The organism is Streptomyces sp. NPDC055749, from assembly GCF_053617235.1.
In genome coordinates this window covers 16820-42023 of record NZ_JBSHFH010000021.1, presented here as the reverse complement: position 1 = coordinate 42023, position 25204 = coordinate 16820, and the positions used below count along the sequence as shown (strand labels likewise).

Below are 25204 nucleotides of genomic sequence, written 5' to 3'. Positions count from 1 at the left end.
GTCAGCCCTTTACTCCGGTCAGTGTGACGCCCTCGACGAATGCCTTCTGAGCGAAGAAGAAGACGAGGATCACGGGGGCCATGACCAGAACGGTCGCGGCCATGGTCAGGTTCCAGTCGGTGTGGTGTGCGCCCTTGAAGGATTCGAGGCCGTAACTGAGGGTCCAGGCGGCCGGGTTCTCCGAGGCGTAGATCTGCGGCCCGAAGTAGTCGTTCCAGGCGGCGAAGAACTGGAACAGGGCGATCGCGGCGATCCCGGGCTTGGCCATCGGGATCACCACCCGGATCAGGGTACGGAATTCACCGCAGCCGTCGACCTTCGCCGCGTCGAGGTACTCGTTCGGGATGGTCAGCAGGAACTGCCGCAGCAGGAAGATCGAGAACGCGTCACCGAACGCCATCGGGATGATGAGCGGCCAGAGCGTGCCGGACAGGTCCATCTGCTTCGCCCAGAACAGGTACATCGGGATGATGACGACCTGGGGCGGCAGCATCATCATCGAGATGACCAGCATCAGCGACAGCTTGCGCCCGCGGAAGCGGAACTTGGCCAGCGCGTACGCCACGGGCACGGACGACAGCACGGTCAGGACGGTGCCGACACCCGCGTACAGCAGGGTGTTGCGCCACCAGGTAAGGAATCCGGGGGTGTTGAAGACCCGCCGGTAGTTGTCCCACTCCCAGGTGTTCGGGGTGAGGTCGCGGGTCAGGGCCTGCTGGTCGCTCATCAGCGAGGTCAGCAGGACGAAGACGAACGGCAGCACGAAGAAGAGCGCGGCGGCGATCCCCAGCGAGTGGACGGCGATCCAGTGCAGCAGCGCCTTGCGGCGTGCGGTGCGCTCGGCCGGGGTGGGTGCGTCGGCCACCTTGGCTGCCGGCTTGTCGAGGAGTTGGGTCATGGCTCAGTCACCGGCCTGGATCAGGTTGTTGCGGCCCCGCATGAGAAGCGCGGTGAACGCCATGGCCAGGGCGAACAGGACGAGGGCGACGACGCAGGCGGAGCCGTAGTCGAAGCGCTGGAAGCCGAGGTTGTAGACGAGCTGGGGCAGGGTCAGTGTCGACTTGTCGGGATAGCCGGGCTCGAACTGCTGCCCGGAGCCGCCGATGACACCGGAGGCGACCTTCCCGGCGACCAGGGGCTGCGTGTAGTACTGCATCGCCTGGATCACGCCCGTGACCACGGCGAAGAGCACGATCGGCGAGATGTTCGGCAGGGTGACGAAGCGGAACCGCTGCCAGCCGGACGCGCCGTCCAGTTCGGCCGCCTCGTACTGCTCCTTGGGCACGTCGAGCAGCGCGGCCATGAAGATGACCATCAGGTCGCCGATGCCCCACACCGCGAGCATGGTGAGCGCCGGCTTCGACCAGCTCGCGTCGTTGAACCAGCCGGGCGTCGGGAGCCCCAGGTCGCCGAGGATCGCGTTGACCGGCCCCGTCCCCGGGTTGAGGAGGAAGACGAACGCGAGGGTCGCGGCGACCGGCGGGGCGAGATACGGCAGGTAGAACAGGGTGCGGAAGACTCCCGTACCCGTCTTGATCTTCGTGATCAGCATGCCGACACCGAGGCCGAACACGACCCGGCAGGTGACCATCACGAGCACCAGCCACAGCGTGTTGCGCAGCGAGGGCCAGAACATCGGGTAGTCGTTGAAGACGTACGACCAGTTGGCAAGGCCGTTGAAGGACGGCGCCCCGAAGCCGTCGTACTGCGTGAAGGAGAAGTAGACGGTCGAGACCATCGGGTACGCGAAGAAGACCGTGAACCCGATCAGCCAGGGCGACATGAAGGCCGCCGTTCGAAGCGCCGACCTGCGGCGCTTCGAACGGAGCGTGTGCGTGGTCATCGGCGGGCTACTTCGCCTTCGCGATGTCGGTGTCGATCTGCGCGGCGGTCTTCTCCAGACCGGCCTGGAGATCCTTCACCGAGCCCTTCTCGTACTGGAAGCCGAAGTCCTGGATGGTCTGCTGGTACGTCGAGCCGTTGATGGCCCCGTCCGGGGTGTTGGACTCGGGGTGCTGGGCGATGTCCAGGAAGGTCTTGAAACGCGGGTCGAACTTCAGGTCGGGGGACTTCAGCGCCTCGAAGGTGGAGGGCACGTTGCGGATCCCGTTCGCGAAGTCGACCACGGCCTTCGTGTCGCTCGTCATGAACTTGACCAGCTCCCAGGCGGCGTTCTGCTTCGTGCTGCCCGGGGCGATGCCCATGATCGTGCCGGAGAGGAAGCCCTTGCCGTAGCTGTCGGCCTCGTCGTCGGCGACGGGCATCGGCGCGACACCGATCTCGAACGGCACCTTGGCGTCGGTGGCCATGCCGAGCCGCCACTCGCCGTCCAGCTGCATCGCGACCTGGCCGGTGTGGAACGGGTGCTTGGCGCCCCACTCGTCACCGAAGGTGCCGCGGTACTTCTCCAGCTTCTCGTACCCGCCGAGGTCCTCGACCAGCTTCTTCTGGTACGTCAGCATCTCGGCGAACGCCGGGTCCTTGGCGATGTTGGACTTGCCGTTCTCGTCGAAGTACGTGTGGTCCCACGAGGACAGGTAGTGGTCGGCGACCGTCTCGTAGCCGTGGTAGTTCGGCATGAACCCGAGCTGCTGGTAGCTGTCGCCCTTCTCGACCGTCAGCTTCTTTGCGACCGATGCCAGTTCGGACATCGTCTTCGGCGGCGCGGTGACACCGGCCTTCTCGAAGGCGTCCTTGTTGTAGTAGAGGCCGTACGCGTCGGCGAGCAGCGGGAGCGCGCAGCGCTTGCCCTCGAACTGGGTGTAGTCCAGAAGCACCTTGGGGAAGGTCTTCTCCAGGTCCAGCTTCGACTTCTCGATGAAGGGCTTCAGGTCGGCGAAAGCACCCGAGGAGCAGAACTTGCCGACGTTCGCGGTGGTGAACGAGGACACCACGTCCGGGCCCTTCGAACCGCCCGCGCGCAGCGACTGGTTGAGCTTGTCGTCGTTGATGTTGCCGACGACGTTGACCTTGATGTTCGGGTGGGCCTTCTCGAACCGGTCGACGTTGTCCTGGACCGCCTTGACCTCGGCGGGAGCGCTCCAGCCGTGCCAGAAGTTGATCGTCGTCTTCGCGTTCGGGTCGTCGTTCGCACCGGACTCGGCCTGCCCGGTACAGGCGGTGGCGAGGACCGATATCGCGGCGACGGCGACAGCGGCGGCGGTGGTCAGTCGGTTTCTGCGCATGACAAGGCTCCCAGGGACAGGGGAAGGAGAGAAGGAATACGAGGGAAAATCAGCGAGAGGTGTCGAACACTTCGTCGCGGGTGTCGGCGAGTGCCCTTTCCAGGGCCCCCCGCAGGACGGGATGCCGGCCGATCTCACCGAGGACGAGACGGGGCCTGGACGCGGCGAGCTCGGCGAGCTCGGCCTGGATCAGCGAACGCAGGAGTTCTCCGCCCGAGGAGACGAGCTCACCGGAGAGCACGATCAGTTCCGGGTCGAGTACGGCGGTGACCGAGGCGAGACCGGTGGCGAGCCGCTGGGCGTACTGCCGCAGCAGTTCGGTGAGCGCGTCGTCGCTCTCGTACGCCTCCACCGCCCGCGTCAGCAGCGCGGCGGCGACCTCCGCGTACGGCTGCTGCGGGGTGTCGATCCCGAGCGCCGTGGCGAGCCTCGGGACCGCCTGGGCGCCCGCCAGCTCCTGGAAGCCGCCGGCGTTGGCCTTCACGACCTGGCGTACGAGCGGCGTCCCCGGCACCGGCAGGAACCCGACCTCGCCCGCACCGCCGGTGAAGCCGCGGTGCAGCCGGCCGTTGATCACCAGGGCGGCGCCGAGGCCCCCCTCGTTCCACAGCAGGACGAAGTTCTCGTGGCCGCGCGCCGCGCCGAGCCGCTGCTCGGCCACGGCGACCAGGTTCACGTCGTTCTCGTACTCGACCGGCATCGGCAGGAACGCGGCCAGCTCCTCCAGCAGGGTGGGGGAGTGCCAGCCGGGCAGGTGCGAGGCGTACCGGAGCCGTCCCGTGCCGGGATCGAAGGCGCCGGGTGTGCCGATCACCACGCGGTGCACATCGGCCCTGACCAGGCCGGCCTCCTTGACCGCGCCGTCCAGGGCTTCGGCCACCTGCCGGACCACACCGGCGGCGCGCCGGCCGGGGGTGCGCAGCTCGTACTCCCCGACGGTCTCGCCGGTCACGTCGGCGACCGCGGCGACGATCCGCTCGGCGGTCACGTCGAGGCCGGCCACATGGGCGGCGCGCGCGTTCACGGCGTACAGCTGCGCGCTGGGGCCGGGGCGGCCCTCACTGGTGCCGGTGGCCACGACGAGTCCCGCGGCCTCCAGGCGGGCCAGCAGCTGGGACGCGGTGGGCTTGGAGAGGCCCGTCAGTTTCCCGATCCGGGTACGGGAGAGAGGGCCGTGCTCCAGGAGCAGATCGAGGGCGGCCCGGTCGTTCATGGCGCGCAGAACCCGCGGTGTGCCCGGAGTGCCCGGCGTGGTTCCCGCCATGGTGGTTGCACCTGCCCTCTGTTAGGAAACTTTCCTATTCGATGAGAGGACGGTAGGGCGCAGGTCACCGGACCGTCAATGGTCTGCACCCTCGCGGCAATCAAAGTGTTACCTGGGACGCCGGGAACGCCGAAGGGGCGCCCCGCATGTGCGGGACGCCCCTTCTGCTCGTTCAGGTGCTACTTGGTCAGGTTCGGCGGCGCTATCGGAGTGGCCGCCAGCGACTGCGGCGAGGTCGCCGAGGCGTACGCCGAAGGGGCGGACATGCCCGCGGTCGGGTCCGCCGACGACTCCCCGTCCGTCTGGAGCGGCAGGGTCCCGACCATCCGGATGCCCGCGTCGTCCAGCGCCTGCTTGATCCGCCAGCGCAGCTCGCGCTCCACGCCCAGCGCCTTGCCGGGCATCGTCTTCGCGGTCACCCGGACCGTCATCGAGTCGAGCAGCACCGCGTCCAGGCCGAGGACCTCCACCGGGCCCCAGAGGCGCTCGGTCCACGGGTCCTCCTTGGCCATGGTCTCGGCCGCCGAGGCGATCGCCTTGCGGACCTGGTCCAGGTCCTCCGTGGGGCGCACCGTCACATCGATACCGGCCGTCGACCAGCCCTGGCTGAGGTTGCCGATCCGCTTCACCTCGCCGTTGCGGACGTACCAGATCTCACCGTTGTCGCCGCGCAGCTTCGTGACCCGCAGTCCCACCTCGATGACCTCGCCGGACGCGACGCCCGCGTCGACGGTGTCCCCGACGCCGTACTGGTCCTCGAGGATCATGAAGACGCCGGAGAGGAAGTCGGTGACCAGGTTGCGCGCACCGAAGCCCAGCGCGACCCCGGCCACACCGGCGGAGGCCAGCAGAGGCGCGAGATTGATCTGGAACGCGCCCAGGATCATCAGCCCCGCCGTACCGAGAATCAGGAACGACGTCACCGAGCGCAGTACGGAACCGATCGCCTCCGAGCGCTGCCGGCGCCGCTCCGCGTTGACCAGCAGACCGCCGAGGGCGGTGCCCTCCACCGCCTGCGCGCTGCGGTTCATCCGGTCGATGAGGTTGGTCAGGGCCCGGCGGATCAGATAGCGCAGGACGAGCGCCACCACCGCGATGAGCAGGATCCGCAGACCGGTGTTCAGCCAGGTGGACCAGTTCTCCTCGACCCAGCCCGCGGCGTTGCCGGCCTGCTCGGCGGCTTCACCCAGCGAGCCGACGGGCTCCGGCGATGGGGTTGCGGCCAATAGGGCGGACAGGTACACGGCGGGGACCTCCAGGAGCGGCGACGGGTGACCAACAACAGTAACGAAGCCATGGGAGTGGATCGTTGCCGTGTTCGAGGGAGAGACACGTCTCACCCGGGGATACAGCTGGTGTGGCCGATCGCACAGAGCGGGCGGCCGCCGTGGTGAAGCGCCTGTTCCCGGGTGTCCCGGCCGTGACCGGGCAGGGGGGTGAGGAAAATCCCTCCGGCCCGTTACCGGCACGTGGTGGCGTTTCGACCAGGCATAAGGAGAGACTGAGATCGGATCGTCCCGGCGCGAGCCACGCGCCGCCGGCGTACAAGGAGGCATCCACCGTGCCGCACGTCCTGGTTCTCAACGCGTCGTACGAGCCGCTCGGCGTCGTACCGCTCCACCGCGCGCTCGTCCTCGTCCTCGAGAGCAAGGCCATCTGCCTCGAGGAGTCCGGCGCCTTCATGCACAGTGCCACCCGTGCTGTACCGGCGCCCAGCGTCATCCGCCTCAAGAGGTTCGTACGGGTCCCCTACCGGGGGCCCGTTCCACTGACCCGGCGGGCGCTCTTCGCCCGGGACGGCGGGCGGTGCATGTACTGCGGCGCCGCGGCCACCAGCGTCGACCACGTCATTCCGCGCAGCCGCGGCGGACAGCACGCCTGGGACAACGTGGTGGCGGCCTGCCGCCGCTGCAACCACGTGAAGGCCGACCGTCACCTGCCCGAGCTCGGCTGGCGGCTCCGTCACCAGCCGGCCCCGCCCAGCGGTCTGGCCTGGCGGATCATCGGCACCGGACACCGCGACCCGCGCTGGCTCCCGTACCTCCAGCCGTTCGGCGCCGACGACGTGCTGGCCCGTATCGACGGCATCTCCGCCTGAGAGTCCGGGAAGGCCGCCTTCCCGGCGGACCGCGCTACTCCGCCTCCGCCACCGCGTACGCCTCCACCGACCAGAGCGAGTACCCGAACTCCGTCGCCCGGCCGTCCCCCTGCACCCTGATGAAGCGCGTGTCCTTCGCGTCCATCCGGACCGACTCGCGCCCGCCCCCGCCGTCGCGGACCGTCGCCGCCGTACGCCAGGTGCGGCCGTCCGCCGAGACCTGGACGCGGTAGCGCGAGGCGTACGCGTCCTGCCAGCGCAGCACCACCTGTCCGAGCCGCACCGGCCCGGGCAGTTCGGTCTGCCACCAGGCGCCGTCCTCGGCGGGCGAGGACCAGCGCGTGGCGGGGTCGCCGTCCGACGCGGCCGACGCGGGGAAGTCCGGGGTCTCGTCGCCGGATGAGGACGCCGTGCCCGTACGTGCCAGATCCGCGCCCCCGGTACGGGGGAAGGCCCGCACCGTCAGCGTGCTCCGCTCGCCGCCGAAGCTGAACGGCACCTCGTACTCACCGGCCGGGGTGTCCGCCGGAACCGTGATGTCCACCGGCACCTCGGTCCGGGAACCGCGCGGCACCGTCGTCTGCTTCGGCACGCTCACCTTGATGCCCTTGGGTGCCTTGGCCGTCAGCGCGCCGCGCACCTCGGCGGGGCGCCGGCCGGCCAGCCGTGCCTCGACGCGCTGCGGGCTGCCGCCGATCACGGCATCCGTCTCGCCGCGTACGAGGTCGAGCCTGGCCGCGGGCTCGTCACCGAACCACGGCACGACCGCCCGCACCCCCGGGGCGCCGCCCGTACCCGTGCCGGGGCCCGGGACGAGTGGGGGCGCGGTGCCGGTGAAGGGCGGGGGTGCGGGCAGGGTGACCCGGACAGCGTCCGCCCGCAGGCCCTTCGTCGTCGTCTGGGTCCAGCCGGATGCCGAGAGCGGGCCGAGGCCGCGCCAGCCCTCGCCCGGCACGTGGGCCTGGAGGACCGCGCCTGCCGAGCCGCTGCCCGGGTCCGTCATCACGGTCACGGTGTCCACGGGGCGGGGCCGCCCCAGCTGGATCGTATAGCTGTTCGAATCCTTGGTGACGGTGCCCGCTTCGCGGTCGGCGCCGTTCCAGCCGTCGGCCGCCTTGCGGACCTTGTCCAGGAACGGTCCGAGCACGCCCTTGCCCACGGTCGCCCCGCCGGCCGCGATGTCCTCGCGCAGGCCCTCCAGGGCCAGCTGCGCCTGCCAGGCGCCCGCCCCGTCTCCGCGCGCCTGCGCCTGGAGCAGATCGACGGCGAGCTCGCCCGCCCTGCCGTACCGGGCCAGCTGGTCCGTCCAGGGACGCACCTCGTCGTCCAGCCGCCCGTCCGCCGGTACGGTCAGCCGCTCCGGGGTCTCGCGCATCACGGTGAACGCCTCGCGCAGGTCCCGTGCCGCGTCGTCGCGCCCGGCGCCCGCCGTGGCGCGGGAGGCCCAGAAGGCGGTGAGCAGGGGCCGCAGGTAGGCGGACTCCGCGCCGCCGAGCACGGATGCCGCGCTGTTGCCCGCGAGCGCGCCCAGCGCGGCCCGGGTGCGGGCGTCCCCGCCCGCCAGGTCGTCGATCGCGGCCTGCCAGGACTCCTGCGGCCGGTAGCCCTTCGGGTTCCAGGCGAAGTCGGCGGCGGTGAACAGGGGGATACGGGAGGCGGCGGCCTGCTCCATCGCGTTGGCGATCAGCGCTGCCGAACCGCTCGCCACCGCCGGGTCCCGGCCGGTGTACGGGCCGAGGAAGATCCGGTCCTGCGCGTAGTCGTTGACCGGGTAGTTGTCCATCGTGACCAGCGGATGACGGAAGGTGGCCCTGGCACCGGCCAGCTCCCGCCCGGTGATGGTCTTCGGCACCACGCCGACCCCGGTCCAGGCCACCCGCACCCGGTCGTCGAGCTCGGCGGCCAGCGCCTTGCGGTAGTCCGTCGAACCGTCCTGGTAGTACTCCGTCGGCATCACCGACAGCGGCTCGGCGTCCGGGTGGCGCTCCGCCAGATGCCGGTCGACGGCGCTCGCGACGCGCGCCTGGGCCCTGGCCGCGGCCTCCGGGCCGTTGCCGAAGGTCTCCGCGTCGTCGTCGCAGTGCCATTCGCTGTAGCTGACGTCCTGGAACTGGAGCTGGAAGACCCGTATACCCAGCGCCCACATCGCGTCGATCTTCCGTGTCAGCGCCTTGATGTCCCCGTCCGACGCCATGCACATCGCCTGGCCGGGGGAGACGGCCCAGCCGAGCGTCACATGTTCGGCGCGCGCCTTCTCCGCCAGCGCGCGGAAGTCCGCGCGGTGCTCGGCGGGGTACGGCTCGCGCCAGCGGGCCTGCCGGTAGGGGTCGTCGCCCGCCGCGTAGAGATAGCGGTTCTGCTTGGTGCGCCCCATGAAGGCGATCTGCGCCAGCCGCTCCTCGCGGGTCCACGGCTGCCCGTAGAAGCCTTCGGCCATCCCGCGGGCGGCTGTGCCCGGCCAGTCGCGCACCACGGCGCCCGCGACGGCGCCGTCGCGGATCAGCTGGCGCAGCGTCTGGACGGCATGGAAGAGGCCGTCGTCGCCGACGCCGTCCAGGGCGACGGTGGAGCGTCCGGCGACCTGGCCCGCCGCGATGCGGTAACCGCCGGCCGGCAGGTCCGCGCGCTCGGGCGCCCGCATGACCCGCAGGGCCTCCAGCGCACCCGTACCGCCGATGCGGACGACGGGGCCGCGCCCCGGCAGCCCGTCGTGCAGGGTGGAGACGCCCGCGTCGCGCAGTACGGTCCGCAGCGCGTCCACGGCGTACGGATCGGCGCCCGGGTCCGCGACGACGGTGACCTCGGTGCCCAGCGGCACGGCCTGACCTGATGCCTTGATGGTCTGCGGACGGGGCCAGACGGAAGGCAGCTGCGAGCCGTCGACGCGGTCGGGCACGGTGGCCGGGGGGCCGGGTTCCACAGGGGCCGCCATCGCGGCCGGGGCGACGGAACCGAGCAGTCCGCCGATCACCGCGACGGCGACGGCCGTCGCGTGCTTCCTGCGTCCGAACCGCACGCCGCACTCCCCTCGTCCCACCGGTGGGCTCCGAGCCCACCACCCGCGCGCGAGGGTGTCAATGCGGGTGACCGTTGCGCCAGATATGCCCGGTCGCAATGCGAGGTATCACCCACGCGGGCCGCCGCAGAGGTACGGAGTCGGCGCCCGTGGCCGGAAACGGCCCATGTGTGCCGTACGGGGGAACGGAATGTGACCTACGGCACGTTGGGGTCGTTGTCATAACGCCTATGTCACGTCCACGTCTGCGGTCGCACCGGCTGGGTAGGTCTGGCGGTGTCCTGTTCCCAACGGCCAGGAGGCCACCATGCCCGCTGCCGCGCAGCTTCTGCTCTCCGCCCTGTCCAAACAGGTACCGAGCCCCACGGGTCCTGCCGCACCGACCCGTGAGTCCCACCCGACCGACCTCGCGCCTCCGATGATCAGCGAGCTGCCGCTCGCCGACGTCTCCCACCTGATGGCCGAGGCCGCTTTCGCCGACGCCGCACCGCTGACCAGCGAGCCTCCGCTCGCCGATGCCACACCACTCACGAGCGAGCCTCCGCTCGCCGCCGTCGCCCCTCTGACCAGCGAGCCGACCGCCCCCGGCACCGCAGGGGGCATGGAGTCCCCAGGAGTCTGAATGGGCTTGTCCCGGCTCGCCGCACTGCACGGCGTCGCCACCTCCTACTCCCCGTCCGCGGATGTCACGGTGTCCGTCCCCGACGACACGGTCACGGCCGTGCTCGCCGCGCTGGGCGTCGACGCCGGCACCCCCGCGGCCCTACGGAAGGCGCTCGACGCCACGGAGTCGGCGGCGGTTTCACGCCTGCTTCCGGCGACGGTGGTGGTCTGGTCGGGGGAGCCCCTGCCGGCCGCCCTGACGGCGCTGCCCCCGGACACGGCACTCACGATCGAGCTGGAGCCCGCGCCGGGGGCGGCCACCGCGCTGCCGGTGCGCGTGACCCACTTGGTGACGTCGACGGCGCCGGAACGGACGGAGTCCGCCGGGCAGCCCGGGACGGCCGGACAGGCCCCCGGCTGGTGGAGCGAGCCGCCCCTGGGCGTCCACCGGCTGACCGTACGCACCCCCGACAGCCGGTACGCGGCCGTCACGCTCGTCGTCGCCCCGGCCCGCGTCCCGCAGCCGCCCGCCCGCGTCCACGGCTTCCTCGTCCAGCTGTACTCCCTGCTCTCCGCCCGCTCCTGGGGCATGGGCGACCTCGGCGACCTGGCCGACCTCGCCGCCTGGTCGGGCCGGACCCTCGGCTCGGGATTCGTCCAGGTCAACCCGCTCCACGCCGCCGTACCCGGCAGGCCGACCGACCCCTCCCCGTACCGCCCCTCGTCGCGCCGCTTCCCCGACCCCGTCCACCTGCACATCGAGTCGGTGCCCGAGTACGGGCACGTCCGGGACCGCGCGGCCCTCGACGACCTCCGCCAGGACGCCGCCGCGCTCTCCGAAGCCGTGCTCAACAAGGGCGCCCTGATCGACCGGGACGCCGTCTGGGAGCTCAAGCGGCAGGCTCTGGAGCTCATTCACCAGGTGCCGCTGATCCCCGGCCGCCGGGCCGCGTACTGCGACTTCCTGGCCGCCCAGGGGCAGGCGCTGGAGGACCACGCCCTGTGGTGCGCCCTGGCCGAGGTGCACGGCCCCGACTGGCACACTTGGCCCGAGGGGCTGCGCGACCCGCGCTCCCGGCAGACCGCCAGGGCCCGTGCCGAACTCCTGGACCGGGTCGACTTCCACTGCCGGCTCGCCTGGCTGACCGCCACTCAGCTCGCCGCCGCCCAGCAGACCGCGCGGGACGCCGGGATGGCCGTCGGAATCGTCCACGACCTGGCCGTGGGCGTGCACCCGGCCGGCGCCGACACCTGGTCCCAGCAGGACGCCTTCGCACGCGGGATGTCCGTCGGCGCGCCCCCGGACGCCTTCAACGCGCGGGGCCAGGACTGGGGGCTGCCCCCGTGGCGCCCCGACGTGCTCGCCGCCACGGGCTACGCCCCGTACCGCGGACTGCTGCGCGGCCTCCTCGCCCACGCGGGCGCCCTGCGCATCGACCACGTGATGGGGCTGTTCCGGCTCTGGTGGGTGCCCGAGGGAAAGCCGCCCACCGAGGGCACGTACGTCACGCAGGACGCCGAGGCGATGCTCGCCGTGCTCGTCCTGGAGGCGCACCGGGCCGGCGCCGTCGTCATAGGGGAGGACCTCGGCACCGTCGAGCCCGGCGTCCGCGAGGCGCTCGCCCGGCGCGGTGTGCTCGGCACCTCGGTGCTCTGGTTCGAGCGCGACTGGGACGGCACGGGCGACCCGCTGCCCCCCGAGCGCTGGCGCCAGGACTGCGTGGCCACCGCCACCACCCACGACCTGCCCTCCACGGCCGCCCGGCTGACGGGCGACCATGTGACGCTGCGGCACCGCCTGGGACTGCTCACCCGCCCGCTGGAGCAGGAGCTGACCGAGGACGCCACCGACACCACCGAGTGGCTGGCCTACCTCGCCCGCCTTCGCCTCCTGCCCGAGGGCGACGGCGACGAGGAGGCCGCGGTCCGGGCCGTCCACCGGTTCCTGCTGCGTACGCCCGCCCGGATGATCGGCGTGTGGCTCCCCGACACGGTGGGCGACCGCCGCCCGCAGAATCTCCCGGGCACCTGGGACCAGTACCCCAACTGGCGCCTGCCCGTCGCCGATGCGGAGGGCATCCCGGTCACGCTGGAGCAGCTCGCCTCGTCGCCCCGGCTGCACCGCCTGATGGAGGTGCTGAGGCCCCGCCCGGAGCGCCCCGGCTCCCGTACGGCACCCCCGGGCGCGCGCCCGCGGTAGCCGTTCGCTACGTTTGCACCGTGGACAAGAAGAACGCTTTGCGCGCCGGCGCCGTCGCAGCCGGTACGACGCTGATGATGCTGCTCATGTCGTCGCCCGCGCTCGCTCTCACCCGCGACGACGGTGACGACCCGGGGCAGGGTCTGAGCGCGATGGACACGATCGGGCTGTATGTCGTGGCACCCATCGCCCTGTTCGCGGTGATCGTGGCCCTGGTCATGGTGCTCGACAAGTCCAAGAAGCAGGTCTAGCACCCTTTCCCGAGTGCACCGCCGGTACCGGGTACCGCGCGGTGCGCCCGCATGTCCGGGCCCGGCCCGTGACTCCCGGTAGGTTGCGCCCATGACCGAGTGGGACGTCAAGAAGCTCCGCATCCTGCGCACCCTGCGCGACCGGGGCACGGTGACCGCGACCGCCGAGGCGCTGCTGATGACGCCGTCAGCGGTCTCCCAGCAGCTCACCAACCTGGCCAGACAGCTCGGCGTACCCCTCCTCGAAGCCCAGGGCCGCAGGGTCCGCCTCACCGATGCCGCGCACCTCGTGCTGCGCCACGCCGAGGTGGTCTTCGCCCAGTTGGAGCGGGCCGACGCCGAACTCACCGGCTATCTGCGCGGCGAGGCGGGCGAGGTGCGGGTCGGCGCGTTCTCGACGGCCGTACCCGCCCTGGTCGTGCCTGCGGTCCAGCTGCTCCGCTCCGAGGACCGTCCGGGCCCGGAGGTGCGGGTACGTGAGGCGGAGGCGGCGGAGGCGTACGAACTCCTCTCCTCCGGCGACGTGGACCTCGCCCTGTCCCTCGCGGCCCACGCCCCCACCGCCCGCGACCCCCGTTTCTCCCTGCTCCCTCTCCTCGCCGACCCCCTGGACGTCGCGCTCCCCGCGAACCACCGCCTCGCGGCAACCCCCGGCCTTCGCCTGGCGGACCTCTCATCCGAACCCTGGATCTTCGGCGGCTCCGGCCCCTGGTCGGAGATCACGACTGCGGCCTGCGAGGCGGCGGGCTTCGTACCCGAGCAGGCCCACAGCGCCTCCGGCTGGACCGCGATCCTCGCCATGGTGGAGGCGGGCATGGGCATCGCGCTGATCCCCCGGATGGCATCGACGGAACGCAGGGACGGGGTCGTGATGAGGGTCCTGGACGCGGACCAGCCGCGCCGCCATGTGGTGGCGGCGGTACGACAGGGTGCGGAACGGGGCCCGGCCGTGGCCAGGGTCCTCAAGGCTCTGAGGAAGGTAGCCGAGTCCCGCCCTCCAACCATTCAGTCAAGCTAAACAAACCCTACGAAAACTTTCGATGGACCTGATGGGTCGGTCTGTACGACAGTCGTCGCATGACCTTCGACGCGAGCGAGACCACATTCCAGGACAACGACCCCCACGCCAATGACGCGGCCCCCTACGGCGGCGGCGACCCCTACGCCGACTACCGCACCGCCACCGACCTCCCCTTCACCGAGCTCGTAGACCTCGCCGACCGCCGTCTCGGCGCGGGCGTGATGGCCGCCAACGACGAGTTCTTCGCCGAGCGCGAGAACCTGCTAATCCGCGAGCGCGCCGTCTTCGACCCCGAGCGCTTCGGCCACAAGGGCAAGATCATGGACGGCTGGGAGACCCGCCGCCGCCGCGGCGCCGACGCCGCCCACCCCTTCCCGGCCCCCGAGGAGCACGACTGGGCCATCATCCGGCTCGGCGCTCCCGGCATCGTCCGGGGCATCATCGTGGACACGGCCCACTTCCGCGGCAACTACCCGCAGCGCGTATCGATCCAGGCCGCGGCGGTCGAAGGCTCACCCGGCCCGGCCGACCTCCTCGCCGACGACGTGAAGTGGGAGGAGATCGTCCCGCAGACCCCCGTACGCGGCCACGCGGCCAACGCCTTCGAGATCACCGGCGGCCGTCGCTACACCCACATCCGCCTGTGCCAGCACCCCGACGGCGGCATCGCCCGCCTCCGCGTACACGGCGAAGTGACCCCCGACCCGGCCTGGCTCGCGGCACTCGGCACGATCGACCTGATCTCGATCCTCAACGGCGGCATGTACGAGGACGCCTCGGACCGCTTCTACTCCTCCCCGGCCCAGATCATCCTGCCCGGCACCTCCCGCAAGATGGACGACGGCTGGGAGAACCGCCGCCGCCGGGTCCGTGACACGAACGACTGGGTCCGCTTCCGCCTGCCCGCCCAGGGCGCGGTACGCGCGGTCGAGATCGACACGGCCTACCTCAAGGGCAACGCGGCCGGCTGGATCGCCCTCCACGGCCGCAACGGCGAGACGGGCGAATGGTTCGAGATCATCCCCCGCACCAAGCTCCAGCCCGACACCGTGCACCGCTTCGTCCTGCGCGCCCAGGCGGTGGTCACCCACGTCCGCCTGGACACGTTCCCCGACGGCGGAGTGGCCCGCATGCGCCTGCACGGCTCCCTGACGGAACAGGGCACGACCGAACTGACCCGCCGCTACGAGGAGTCGGGCGCCTGACGCTCCGACTCACCCCCAACTCCCGCCCGGCGGACGGCTGCGCATATGGCGCCTGTCCGCCGGGCGGTTTCCATTCAGGCCGTGTCCTCCGGCGCGTGCGCAACGGGACAGCTGGGACTAACGCTGGGAGTAAGGGGCGTTGGGAGGTGCGAGGATTCGGCACAAGTCGAAACGCGAAACACCGGAAAGGCGCCCCATGCTGCGAGTCAAGGCCTTCGATCATCTCGTGCTCAACGTGCAGGACGTCGAGCGAGCTCTGGAGTTCTACTGCGGGCCGCTCGGCCTGGAGCCCGTCCGGGTGGAGGAGTGGCGGGCCGGCAAGGTTCCGTTTCCGTCGGTGCGGGTCAGTGCGAGCACCATCATCGATCTGTTCGACAGACCCCGCGGCTCGTCCAATGTGGACCACATCTGTCTGGTCGTCGAGCCGCTGGACTGGCAGCAGTTCATCGACTCGGGGGTCTTCACCGTGCTGGAGGGGCCCGTCGGGCGGTTCGGCGCGCGGGGTGAGGCGCACTCCGTCTACGTACAGGATCCGGACGGCAACACCGTCGAGCTGCGCTGGTATCCGCAGGACGTGACGGAGTAGGCGGCCAGGGATGTGATGAGGGGGCGCCTCCGTCCGGCGGCGCCCCCTCGTCGTTCGGCCGGAGCCGTTACGCGGTCGCCGCCGCCGCGTCGGCCGCCTGGGCCCTCAGCGCGCGCTCGACGCCCGCGCGGGACTCCGACATCAGCCGGCGCAGGGCCGCGTTCGGCTCCGCCGAGGCGAGCCAGGCGTCCGTCGCGTCCAGCGTGGCCTGCGTGACCTGGAGCGACGGGTACAGGCCGACCGCGATCTGCTGGGCCATCTCGTGGCTGCGCGAGTCCCAGACGTCCTTGACCGCCGCGAAGAACTTCTCCGTGTACGGGGCCAGCAGCTCGCGCTGGTCGGTCTGGACGAAGCCGCTGATGACCGCCTCCTGGAGGGAGTTCGGCAGCTTGTCGGACTCGACGACCGAGGCCCAGGCCGCGGCCTTCGCCTCCGCCCTCGGCTGCGCCGCACGCGCGGACGCCGCGTGGCGTTCGCCCGCCGCCGTCCTGTCGCGCTCGTACTCGGCGGCGATCTCCTCCTCGTCGAGGAGTCCCGTCGCGGCGAGCCGCTCCACGAACGCCCAGCGCAGCTCGGTGTCGACGGCCAGGCCCTCGATCGTCTCCGTGCCGTCCAGCAGCGACTGGAGCAGGTCCAGCTGGAGCGGGGAGCGTGCCGTCGCCGCGAAGGCGCGGGCCCAGGCCAGCTGGTGGTCGCTGCCCGGCTCCGCCGCGTGCAGGTGGGCCAGCGTGGCGTCCGTCCACTGCGTCAGACCCGCCTCACGGGCCTCCGGCGCCGCGTACAGGTCCAGGGCCAGCTTCACCTGACGGTGCAGCGACTGGACGACGCCGATGTCCGACTCCTTGCCGATGCCCGACAGGACGAGGGAGAGGTAGTCGCGCGTCGCCAGCTCGCCGTCACGCGTCATGTCCCAGGCCGAGGCCCAGCTCAGGGCACGCGGCAGGGACTCGGCGAAGTCGCCGAGGTGGGCGGTGACGACCCGCAGCGACTCCTCGTCGAGGCGGACCTTCGCGTACGAGAGGTCGTCGTCGTTGAGGAGGATGACCGCAGGGCGGGCGGTGTCCGCCGGGAACGGCACAGTCGTGCGCGCGCCTTCGACGTCCAGCTCGATCCGGTTCGTACGGACCAGCTTCCCGGCCTCGTCGAGGTCGTAGCAGCCGACCGCGATCCGGTGCGGGCGCAGCGTGGGCTCGCCCTTCGCGCCCGCGGGAAGCGCCGGGGCCTCCTGGAGGACCGTGAAGGACGTGACGTGGCCGTTCGCGTCCGTCTCGATCTCCGGGCGCAGGATGTTGATGCCCGCGGTCTCCAGCCACAGCTTCGACCAGGTCTTCAGGTCACGGCCGGAGGTCTCCTCCAGTGCGCCCAGCAGGTCGGAAAGGCGGGTGTTCCCGTAGGCGTGCGCCTTGAAGTACGCCTGGACGCCCTTGAAGAACGCGTCCATCCCGACGTACGCCACGAGCTGCTTCAGGACCGAGGCGCCCTTCGCGTACGTGATCCCGTCGAAGTTGACGAGGACGTCGTCGAGGTCGCTGATGTCCGCCATGATCGGGTGCGTCGAGGGGAGCTGGTCCTGACGGTAGGCCCAGGTCTTCATCGAGTTCGCGAACGTGGTCCAGGAGTGCGGCCACTTGGAGCCCTCGGCGTACGCCTGGCAGGCGATCGAGGTGTAGGTGGCGAACGACTCGTTCAGCCACAGGTCGTTCCACCACTCCATGGTGACGAGGTCGCCGAACCACATGTGGGCCAGCTCGTGGAGGATCGTCTCCGCGCGGACCTCGTACGCCGCGTCCGTCACCTTCGAACGGAACACGTACTGGTCGCGGATCGTGACCGCGCCCGCGTTCTCCATCGCGCCCGCGTTGAACTCCGGGACGAAGAGCTGGTCGTACTTGGCGAAGGGGTACTGGTAGTCGAACTTCTCCTGGAACCAGTCGAAGCCCTGCCGCGTGACCGCGAAGATCTCGTCCGCGTCGAGGAACTCGGCGAGCGAGGGGCGGCAGTAGATGCCGAGCGGAACGGACTGGCCGTCCTTCTCGTAACTGCTGTGCACCGCGTGGTACGGACCGGCGATCAGGGCCGTGATGTACGTCGAGATGCGGGGCGTCGGCTCGAAGACCCAGAGGTCGTCCTTGGGCTCCGGCGTCGGCGAGTTGGAGATCACGGTCCAGCCGGCCGGGGCCTTCACGCTGAAGCTGAAGGTCGCCTTCAGGTCGGGCTGCTCGAAGCTCGCGAACACCCGGCGGGCGTCCGGCACCTCGAACTGGGTGTAGAGGTAGGCCTGTTCGTCGACCGGGTCGACGAAGCGGTGCAGGCCCTCACCGGTGTTGGTGTACGCGCAGTCGGCGACGACCTTCAGCTCGTTGGCGCCCGCGAGCAGGTGCTTCAGCGCGATGCGCGAGTCACGGAAGACGGCGGCGACGTCCAGCGCCTTGCCGTTCAGCTCGACCTCGTGCACGGCCGGGGCGACCAGGTCGATGAAGGTCTCCGCACCGGCTTCGGCGGAGTCGAAGCGCACAGTGGTGACGGACCTGTAGGTGCCGCCCTCCTGCGCTCCGGAGAGGTCGAGATCGATCTCGTACGCGTCCACGGTCAGCAGGCGCGCCCGCTCCTGTGCCTCTTCGCGGGTCAGATTCGTGCCAGGCACGCGGTCATCTCCTTGTTATGCGAGTTTTTTTGGTCATCCTTCCATGGGAGATGCGCGCAGCGCGATGTCCGTTTTCCGCCGGACTCGTTACGACGGCCGCGCCACCCTCGAACCATGACCGGCTACGAGGCACGACCCATCGAACCGACCGCGCTCAAGGCTCTCCGGGAGACCGACGACGCGGGCCGCCCGTGCGTCCCGTACACGGCCCCGGAAGCGGGCGATCCCCTCCGATGCTGTCTGCGCGGCGCGGAGCCGGGGGAGCGCATCGCCCTCGTCTCGTACGCGCCGTTGCGTCGCTGGGCCGCCGAGCACTGGGCGAAGCCCGGGGCGTACGACGAGCAGGGGCCGGTCTTCATCCATGCCGAGGAGTGCGAGGGGCCGGCGGCCGGAAGGACGGGCTATCCGTTCTCGCGGGCCGGTGCGCTGCGGGCGGTGCGGCGTTACAGCGCGGAGGGCCGGATCGTCGGCGGCCGGCTGCTGGAGATCCCGGCCGACGAGGAGCGCGGGTTCGACGCGGCGTTCGCGGAGGCGTTCACGGACCCGGAGGTGGCGCTGGTGCATGTGCGGGCCGTGGAGTACGGGTGCTTCCACTTCGAGGTGCGGCGCGGGTAGCACCCGGTGGCCCATCTGGGTAGCCGAGGTGTTCCTACCATTGGTAGCATGGTAAGTATGAAGATTAGTGTGAGCTTGCCGCAGGAGGACGTTTCCTTCGTCGACGAGTACGCCGCCAGGACGAAGGCGGATTCCCGGTCGGCGGTGATCCACGCCGCGATCGAGCTGCTTCGCTCCGCGAACCTGGAGGCCGATTACACGGAGGCCTTCGCCGAGTGGGACGCGAGCGAGGACGCCGCGTTCTGGGACCAGTTCTCGGGAGACGGAATCACCGATGAAGCGCGGTGACATCTACTTGGTCGACTACGAGCCCGTACGTGGCAGTGAGGCCAACAAGGCCCGCCCCTCGGTGATCATCTCCAACGACGGGGCGAACACCGTCGTGGCGCGAACGGGGCGAGGAGTGGTCACCGTCGTGCCACTGACCTCGAACGTTTCTCGGATCTATCCCTTCCAGGTGCTGCTGCCGGCCGGGGAGAGCGGTCTGCCGAGAGATTCCAAGGTGCAGTGCGAGCAGGTACGCGCGGTGGCGAAGGAGCGGTTCGTACGGCAAGTGGGGGCCGTCCCCCGCCTGCGCATGAGCGAGATCGACACGGCCCTGCGGCGACACCTCGCCCTCTGACCCGACAGGCGCATGCACACACGAAAGGGGCGGCCACCGGAATCCGGTGGCCGCCCCTTTCGACGTACGACGGTCAGCCGTTCAGCTCGGCCGCCACCAGCTCCGCGATCTGTACGGCGTTGAGCGCCGCGCCCTTGCGGAGGTTGTCGTTGGAGACGAACAGCGCCAGACCGTGCTCGACCGTCTCGTCGACCCGGATGCGGCCCACGTACGAGGCGTCCTTGCCGGCCGCCTGGAGCGGGGTCGGGATCTCGGAGAGCTCGACGCCCTCGGCGTCCTTCAGCAGCTCGTACGCACGCTCGACGCTGACCGGCCGGGCGAACCGGGCGTTGATCTGGAGCGAGTGGCCCGAGAAGACCGGGACACGGACACAGGTGCCGGACACCTTGAGCTCCGGGATCTCCAGGATCTTGCGGGACTCGTTACGGAGCTTCTGCTCCTCGTCCGTCTCGAACGAACCGTCGTCCACGATCGAGCCGGCCAGCGGCACCACGTTGAACGCGATCGGGCGCTTGTAGATGGTGGGCGCGGGGAAGTCGACGGACTCGCCGTCGTGCGCCAGCTTGTCGGCGTCGCCGACGACCTTCAGGGCCTGGTTGTGAAGTTCGGCGACACCGGCGACACCGGAGCCCGACACCGCCTGGTACGAGGCGACCGTCAGCGTCTCGAGACCGGCCTCGGTGTGCAGCGGGCGCAGCACGGGCATGGCCGCCATCGTGGTGCAGTTCGGGTTGGCGATGATGCCCTTGGGGCGGACCTTCGCCGCGTGCGGGTTGACCTCGGAGACGACCAGCGGGACCTCGGGGTCCATCCGGAAGGCGGAGGAGTTGTCGATCACGACGGCGCCCTGGGACGCGACCTTCTCGGCGAGCGCCCTCGACGTCGCGCCACCGGCCGAGAAGAGCACGATGTCCAGGCCCGTGTAGTCGGCCGTGGAGGCGTCCTCGACGGTGATGTCCGTGCCCTGCCACTCGATCGTGGAGCCCGCGGAACGCGCGGAGGCGAAGAGCCGCAGCTCGGCGACGGGGAACTTCCGCTCGGCCAGGATGCTGCGCATGACTGTGCCGACCTGACCGGTGGCGCCGACGATTCCGACCTTCACGGAGACTCCTCTGTACGTGTGTGCGACCCGCTTGCCGCTCCATGATGCGTATGTCCCCGCCCGCCTTGTCCAATCCATTGTCCGTTCCTCGGACGGCGAACGCCGTCCGGGTGAACGTTCCGCCGCACTTCCGCGTCACAGGGGAAACACATTCAGGGGGAGGCAGTCCTTGCTGGGAAGGAAGGCGGCCGGTGCGGGGGAAGATCCCCTGGGCCCGGCACAGGTGAACCGGGTACGGGCGGTTCTTTCACTGGGCGGAGTACCGCACTCCGACCTCCAGGACGGGGTGCAGCAGGTACGGCTGCGCCTGCTGGAGCGATCGGCGAGCGGCCGGGAGGCCCCCCGGCAGATCGGCGCCTGGGCGGCCGTGGTCGCCTCCAACCTGGCCGCCGACTGGCACCGGGGCCGCAACAGGCAGGAGCGGATCGGCGCCCGGCTGGCCGCGCTGAGCCCGGCGGACTCCGTGACCGAGGGCGGCCAGGAGGCCCGGCTGCTGGCCCTGACCGTCGCGGAGGGTCTTGACGAGCTCCCCGCGGCGCAGCGCCAGGCCCTGGTGCTGCGCTTCTACGCCGATCTCTCCGTACCGCAGATCGCGGCGGAGCTGGGCATTCCGGAGGGCACGGTCAAGAGCCGCCTGCACAAGGCGGCCGGAGCGATGCGCGAGCGGCTCGCGCGGATTCACGCGGACGAGGTGGTGTGACGGTGAACACGGACGAGCCGGACGAGCTGATGGCCGTACTGATGGGGGAGCCGGCGCCCGACGGCGGCGACCCGGCCGCCGCCGCCCGGTACGCGGAAGCCGCCCGTGACATGAGGGTCCTGGGCGAGCAGCTGCACCTCGTGGGGGACCGGCTGGCCGCCCCGGAAGCGGTGCCAGGGGCCACCCGGTCCCGGTGGACCCGGAAGGGACCGCTAGCGCTGGCCGCATCGGCGGTGATCGCCGCCTGCCTGGCCGGAACGGGGATCCTCTGGGCGGTGGCCCAGCCCTCGTACGACACACACATGGGCGGCGGCGACGCCAAACTGACCGAGGAGGGGATGATGGCCTGCGCCCGCACCGTCGCGGACGGCACGGTCAGCCGTACCGAACCGGCCGGTTCCGGCGTACGGGTCGTGCTGCGCGTCGACGAGTACCTCAAGCCGGACCGGGGGCCGCGGGAGACCTCCTTCGTGGTCTCGGCCGAGGAGGAGGACTTCTTCCGGCCGGGCACGACCATGCTCGTGAGCATCTCGCGCTTCCCCGACGAGGGCGTCATGTCCTTCACCGGCGATGACCGGACCACGGCCCGGCAGTGGATGACGGCCGCGCTGCCCGCCTCGCGCACCCTGGAGTGCACGGACCCCGGATGACGCACAGCGGGGCGGGAGCTCCCGGAAGAGCGCCCGCCCCGCTGTTCAGATACCGCAGGCCGTTACGGCGTGACCTTCTCGATCACGACGCTGCCGGTGCCCGCCGCGGTGCCGCGGCCGTTCACCAGCTGGACCTCACCGAAGAACTGGCGTCCTTCGGGTGCCGCACCGGCGACCAGGACCTCGGCGCCGAGCTGGGCCGAGGCGCCGTTGGCCAGGTTCACCGTCTTCGACTCGTCGACCGTGATCGCGCCGAGCGAAGGCGCGTAGTACACGTCGCGGTAGTCGTACTCGGTGGTCCCCGCCGGAACCGCGTAGCCGTCGACGACGACGGTGTACGTACCGGCTGCGGGCTTCACCAGGCTGACCGCCTCCTCGGAACCGGCCGAGGTCGACGAACCGACCTGCGTGGCGCCGTTGAAGACGTACAGGTCGATGTCCGCGTTGGCGTCCGACGTGCCACCGATGGCGAAGTCGAGCTTCTCGACGCCCTCACCGATGGTGACCGTGGTCTCGTACGTCTCACCCGTGGAGATCGACGGACGCTCGACCTTGGCCGAACCCAGCGAGCCGCCCTTGAGCTTGCCCTCCAGGTCGCCCGCGTTGTTCGTGACCGTCCAGTTCACCGCGGCAGGGGTACCGACCTTCGCCTCGGCGATGGTCTGCACCGCCGGGTCGAAGGAGGCGCCGAGCAGCGAGACATCCAGCTTGTACGGGTTGTCCAGCAGCGCCGACGTACGACGCGACTCGACCTCGATCTCCCAGACGCCCGGCTGCGGGTCCTTGTAGGAACGCGTGTCCGGACGGCAGGTGTTGGACGGGCTCTCGTAGTTCGGGTAGCAGTAGATCGTGGCGCTGTCCTCCACCGCGACCCCGTAGGGGTGGATGGAGATGAACCGCGTCTGGCTGCCCGAACGGAGCGCGCTGAGGGCGACCTCAAGGGTCTTCGCGCCCTCCGGCACGTTCACGAAGTACGACTTGTGGTCGTTGCGCTGCACCGAGCCGGACGCCGTGTACGCGTAACCCGGAGCGGCCAGCTCCTTGGCGACGACGACGGTGGCGAGGATCTGGTGGTCCACGCCGACGGTCTTCGAGTCGTTCACCTTGAGGATCGCGCTGTGCACACCGGCGCTGCCGGGACGTGCCTTGACCTTGACGGTCACCGGCTTGCCGAGCGGCAGCGAGACGGTGCTCGAACCGGCCAGCGAGAAGGTGCCGTCGTTGTTCTTCCACGACAGCGAGTGCGCGACATTGCGGTCGGGACCCGTGGTGCGGGTGACCGTGACGTCGTACGTCTTGCTCTGGCCGGCCTTCAGGCCGCCCTCGCGGTCGTACAGACCGGTGCCGAAGCCCGGGGTCTTCAGCGCGAAGTCGATCGCGGTGTCGACCGGGGCCTTCACCGAGTACTCGTGCGCCGTGGCACCCGCCTTGATGGAGTCCCAGGCACCGAGGATGTTCATCAGACCGGCGCCCTGGGCGTGCGCGGGCACCCCGCTGATGTGCTTGGCGGTGCTGGTCAGCGCGGTGCGCAGATCGGCCGGCGGCAGCTCGATGTTCTTCTGCTTCGCGGCCGAGAGCAGCAGCGCGGCGGCACCGGCGGCCTGCGGCGAGGACATCGAGGTGCCCTGCAGCATGGAGTAACCGGCGGGCAGGCTGTAGCCCGACTCCTTGACGGGCCCGCCGGCCTGCCAGGTCTGGGTGGTGTTGATGGACGCACCCGGCGCCGTCAGGATCGGCGCGAAGCCGCCGTCCTCACGCGGACCGCGCGAGGAGAAGGGCAGCATGGCGTACTTCTTGGTGACGTTCGAGCCGTAGTTGGCGGCCCACGTCTCCTTGGAGATCGACGCACCCACCGAGATGACGTGGTCGGCGAGACCGGGGTCACCGATGGTGTTCACACCCGGGCCGTCGTTGCCGGCCGAGATGACCAGCTGGACGCCGTAGTTGTCGATGAGCCGCTTGTAGAGCTCCGCGCGGGCGTTGTTGCCGTCGTTCAGCGGCGGCAGGCCACCGATCGACATGTTGACGATGTCGACACCGCGGTTCACGACGAGGTCGATCATGCCCTCGGTCAGCGCGATGTTGGTGCAGCCGCCGGACCAGGTGCAGGCACGCGAGGAGACGACCTTGGCGCCGGGCGCCGCGCCGTTCATCTTGCCGCCGAACAGGCCGTTGGCCGCGGTGATGCCCGCGACGTGCGTGCCGTGCGAGCCCTCGATGACGCCGATGTTCACGAAGTCGGCCTTGGCGCCGGCCGCGTTGTACACGACGTTCTTACGGGTCTCGACGACGAACGGAATTCGCTCGACGATCTGGGTCGCCGGGTTGTCCGTACCGAAGTAGCCGACCTGGTGGCCGTCCTTGTACGGCGTCATGGCGACGTCGTTGTTGAAGTCGGCGTCGTTGTTCAGGTCGACGCGCGCCGTGCCCGCGACCGCGTCGTAGAGCACCGCCCACACATCGGTGGTGTCGCCGTCCCGGTTCAGGTCTCCCGCCATGTCGCCACCGCGGGTGGCGGCCTCGGAGAAGAGCTGGATCTTGTACGAGCCCTCGGGCGCCGAGTAGGTGCGTCCGGCGATCGTGAAGGTGGGACCGGCCACGGAGGCCGTCATCCGCAGCCACGTACCGTCCCCGTCACTGACCGGGTCGGTGGCCGTCACCCAGTCGACGATCTTGCGCTCGCCGGTGGTGGTCTTCTGCAGCGCGGGGTGACCGACGTCGACACCGGAGTCCAGGACACCGATGGTGATCCCGCGGCCGTCGGCCTTGGGGTTCTGCGCGACGAAGTCGACCGCGCCCGTCTCGAAGGACGGGTTGTACGGGTTCTTCGCCGGGGTGTCCTTGCCGGGCGCCGGGTAGGAGCCCGTGGCCTGCGTCGAGGCACCGGCCGCGCGGTCGCCCGCGGGGGTCGGGTCGTCGAGCTTGATCTCCTGCTTGAGATCGATGCCGTACACGGACGACAGCTTCTGCGCCGCCTTGATCGTGGCGTCGGCGGTGGCGGTCGGTACGGTCGCCCGGACATAACCGAGCTTGTCGTACGTCTTCCCCACCACGGACCCCTTGACGGCGTCCAGTTGCTGTGCGACCTGCTCGGTCGCACCGGGGGCGGTGGCAACCATCAGCGTGATGTTCTTCTCGCCCTTGGCCTCGGCCTTCGCCAGTACATCGGCGTCGGCGCTGCCGAGCTTGTCGCCCTTGCCGCTCGTGGCGGAGGGCTTGACCGGTGCGGTGGCCGGGTCGTCGGCGGCGAAGACCGGAGCGGCGCCGGAGGCGGCCAGTGCGGCCACCAGACCGGCGGCTGCGGCGATCCGGGCCGCGCGTCTCGCCCCGGGTATGAGGCTGGGGGATTCCTTGGTCATCAGCATCCCTGTATGTGAAAGAGAGAGTCCGGAATTCGGTACCCGATGACCGCTCACCCTGTCGTAAATGACAGGGGTTTGTG

At 70.5% G+C, this 25204-nt stretch carries 21 protein-coding genes; 12 read left to right on the top strand and 9 right to left on the bottom strand.

What is annotated here, in order from left to right; genetic code table 11:
* Window position 1: 1 nt before the first annotated feature.
* From ACWGO0_RS18005 to ACWGO0_RS17985, 5 genes are all read right to left on the bottom strand, one after another.
* Window positions 2–898 carry a carbohydrate ABC transporter permease gene (locus ACWGO0_RS18005; RefSeq protein WP_453535243.1) on the bottom strand — a complete coding sequence of 299 codons (897 nt, stop codon included), beginning with the start codon at window positions 896–898 and terminating at the stop codon, window positions 2–4.
* Between the two features lie 3 nt (window positions 899–901).
* On the bottom strand, window positions 902–1843 hold the full coding sequence (locus tag ACWGO0_RS18000) for a carbohydrate ABC transporter permease (RefSeq protein ID WP_453535241.1): 942 nt from the start codon (window positions 1841–1843) through the stop codon (window positions 902–904).
* A gap of 7 nt (window positions 1844–1850) precedes the next feature.
* Entirely contained in the window at window positions 1851–3185 is a 1335-nt protein-coding gene (locus ACWGO0_RS17995) for an ABC transporter substrate-binding protein (RefSeq protein ID WP_453535238.1), read from the bottom strand.
* Between the two features lie 49 nt (window positions 3186–3234).
* The gene (locus ACWGO0_RS17990; RefSeq protein WP_453535235.1) at window positions 3235–4449 is read right to left on the bottom strand and encodes an ROK family transcriptional regulator; all 1215 of its coding nucleotides are present in this window, start codon (window positions 4447–4449) and stop codon (window positions 3235–3237) included.
* 179 nt (window positions 4450–4628) lie between these two features.
* Window positions 4629–5693, bottom strand: a complete 1065-nt coding sequence (locus ACWGO0_RS17985) for a mechanosensitive ion channel family protein (RefSeq protein ID WP_453535232.1) — start codon at window positions 5691–5693, stop codon at window positions 4629–4631.
* Window positions 5694–6010: 317 nt separating this feature from the next.
* On the opposite strand from ACWGO0_RS17985, the gene ACWGO0_RS17980 reads away from it, so the two are divergent.
* Window positions 6011–6547 carry an HNH endonuclease gene (locus ACWGO0_RS17980; protein ID WP_453535229.1) on the top strand — a complete coding sequence of 179 codons (537 nt, stop codon included), beginning with the start codon at window positions 6011–6013 and terminating at the stop codon, window positions 6545–6547.
* Window positions 6548–6581: 34 nt separating this feature from the next.
* Here ACWGO0_RS17980 and ACWGO0_RS17975 read toward each other — a convergent pair whose 3' ends face one another.
* On the bottom strand, window positions 6582–9563 hold the full coding sequence (locus ACWGO0_RS17975) for a beta-N-acetylglucosaminidase domain-containing protein (RefSeq protein WP_453535226.1): 2982 nt from the start codon (window positions 9561–9563) through the stop codon (window positions 6582–6584).
* Window positions 9564–9870: 307 nt separating this feature from the next.
* Between ACWGO0_RS17975 and ACWGO0_RS17970 the strand changes: the two genes are divergently transcribed.
* From ACWGO0_RS17970 to ACWGO0_RS17945, 6 genes are all read left to right on the top strand, one after another.
* Window positions 9871–10185 (top strand): hypothetical protein, encoded by a 315-nt coding sequence (locus ACWGO0_RS17970; RefSeq protein ID WP_453535223.1) that lies wholly within the window; start codon window positions 9871–9873, stop codon window positions 10183–10185.
* Window positions 10186–12366 (top strand): 4-alpha-glucanotransferase, encoded by a 2181-nt coding sequence (gene malQ, locus ACWGO0_RS17965; protein WP_453535220.1) that lies wholly within the window; start codon window positions 10186–10188, stop codon window positions 12364–12366. It abuts the gene before it with no gap.
* Between the two features lie 20 nt (window positions 12367–12386).
* Complete coding sequence (locus ACWGO0_RS17960; protein ID WP_453535217.1) at window positions 12387–12617, top strand: hypothetical protein; 231 nt, start codon at window positions 12387–12389, stop codon at window positions 12615–12617.
* A gap of 91 nt (window positions 12618–12708) precedes the next feature.
* Window positions 12709–13635, top strand: a complete 927-nt coding sequence (locus ACWGO0_RS17955) for a LysR substrate-binding domain-containing protein (RefSeq protein ID WP_453535214.1) — start codon at window positions 12709–12711, stop codon at window positions 13633–13635.
* A gap of 59 nt (window positions 13636–13694) precedes the next feature.
* Window positions 13695–14843 (top strand): allantoicase, encoded by a 1149-nt coding sequence (gene alc, locus ACWGO0_RS17950; RefSeq protein ID WP_453535211.1) that lies wholly within the window; start codon window positions 13695–13697, stop codon window positions 14841–14843.
* Between the two features lie 196 nt (window positions 14844–15039).
* Window positions 15040–15429: a VOC family protein gene (locus ACWGO0_RS17945; RefSeq protein ID WP_453535208.1), complete on the top strand. Its 390-nt coding sequence runs from the start codon at window positions 15040–15042 to the stop codon at window positions 15427–15429.
* A 67-nt stretch (window positions 15430–15496) separates the two neighbouring features.
* On the opposite strand, the gene pepN is transcribed toward ACWGO0_RS17945, so the two are convergent.
* The gene (pepN, locus tag ACWGO0_RS17940) at window positions 15497–18073 is read right to left on the bottom strand and encodes an aminopeptidase N (protein ID WP_453535205.1); all 2577 of its coding nucleotides are present in this window, start codon (window positions 18071–18073) and stop codon (window positions 15497–15499) included.
* Window positions 18074–18187: 114 nt separating this feature from the next.
* Between pepN and ACWGO0_RS17935 the strand changes: the two genes are divergently transcribed.
* The 3 genes from ACWGO0_RS17935 to ACWGO0_RS17925 are packed head-to-tail and all read left to right on the top strand — an operon-like array spanning window position 18188 to window position 19310.
* Window positions 18188–18688 (top strand): DUF1203 domain-containing protein, encoded by a 501-nt coding sequence (locus ACWGO0_RS17935; protein ID WP_453535202.1) that lies wholly within the window; start codon window positions 18188–18190, stop codon window positions 18686–18688.
* A gap of 57 nt (window positions 18689–18745) precedes the next feature.
* On the top strand, window positions 18746–18976 hold the full coding sequence (locus ACWGO0_RS17930) for a ribbon-helix-helix domain-containing protein (RefSeq protein WP_453535199.1): 231 nt from the start codon (window positions 18746–18748) through the stop codon (window positions 18974–18976).
* Window positions 18963–19310, top strand: coding sequence for a type II toxin-antitoxin system PemK/MazF family toxin (locus tag ACWGO0_RS17925; protein WP_453535196.1), 348 nt, complete (start codon window positions 18963–18965; stop codon window positions 19308–19310). The genes ACWGO0_RS17930 and ACWGO0_RS17925 overlap by 14 nt, the downstream gene beginning before the upstream one ends.
* A 73-nt stretch (window positions 19311–19383) precedes the next feature.
* Here ACWGO0_RS17925 and ACWGO0_RS17920 read toward each other — a convergent pair whose 3' ends face one another.
* Window positions 19384–20412 carry an aspartate-semialdehyde dehydrogenase gene (locus ACWGO0_RS17920; protein ID WP_453535193.1) on the bottom strand — a complete coding sequence of 343 codons (1029 nt, stop codon included), beginning with the start codon at window positions 20410–20412 and terminating at the stop codon, window positions 19384–19386.
* A 169-nt stretch (window positions 20413–20581) separates the two neighbouring features.
* On the opposite strand from ACWGO0_RS17920, the gene ACWGO0_RS17915 reads away from it, so the two are divergent.
* Window positions 20582–21112 (top strand): RNA polymerase sigma factor, encoded by a 531-nt coding sequence (locus tag ACWGO0_RS17915; protein ID WP_453535190.1) that lies wholly within the window; start codon window positions 20582–20584, stop codon window positions 21110–21112.
* A 2-nt stretch (window positions 21113–21114) separates the two neighbouring features.
* On the top strand, window positions 21115–21762 hold the full coding sequence (locus tag ACWGO0_RS17910; RefSeq protein WP_453535187.1) for a hypothetical protein: 648 nt from the start codon (window positions 21115–21117) through the stop codon (window positions 21760–21762).
* Between the two features lie 62 nt (window positions 21763–21824).
* On the opposite strand, the gene ACWGO0_RS17905 is transcribed toward ACWGO0_RS17910, so the two are convergent.
* Window positions 21825–25127 (bottom strand): S8 family serine peptidase, encoded by a 3303-nt coding sequence (locus ACWGO0_RS17905; RefSeq protein WP_453535184.1) that lies wholly within the window; start codon window positions 25125–25127, stop codon window positions 21825–21827.
* Window positions 25128–25204: the final 77 nt, after the last annotated feature.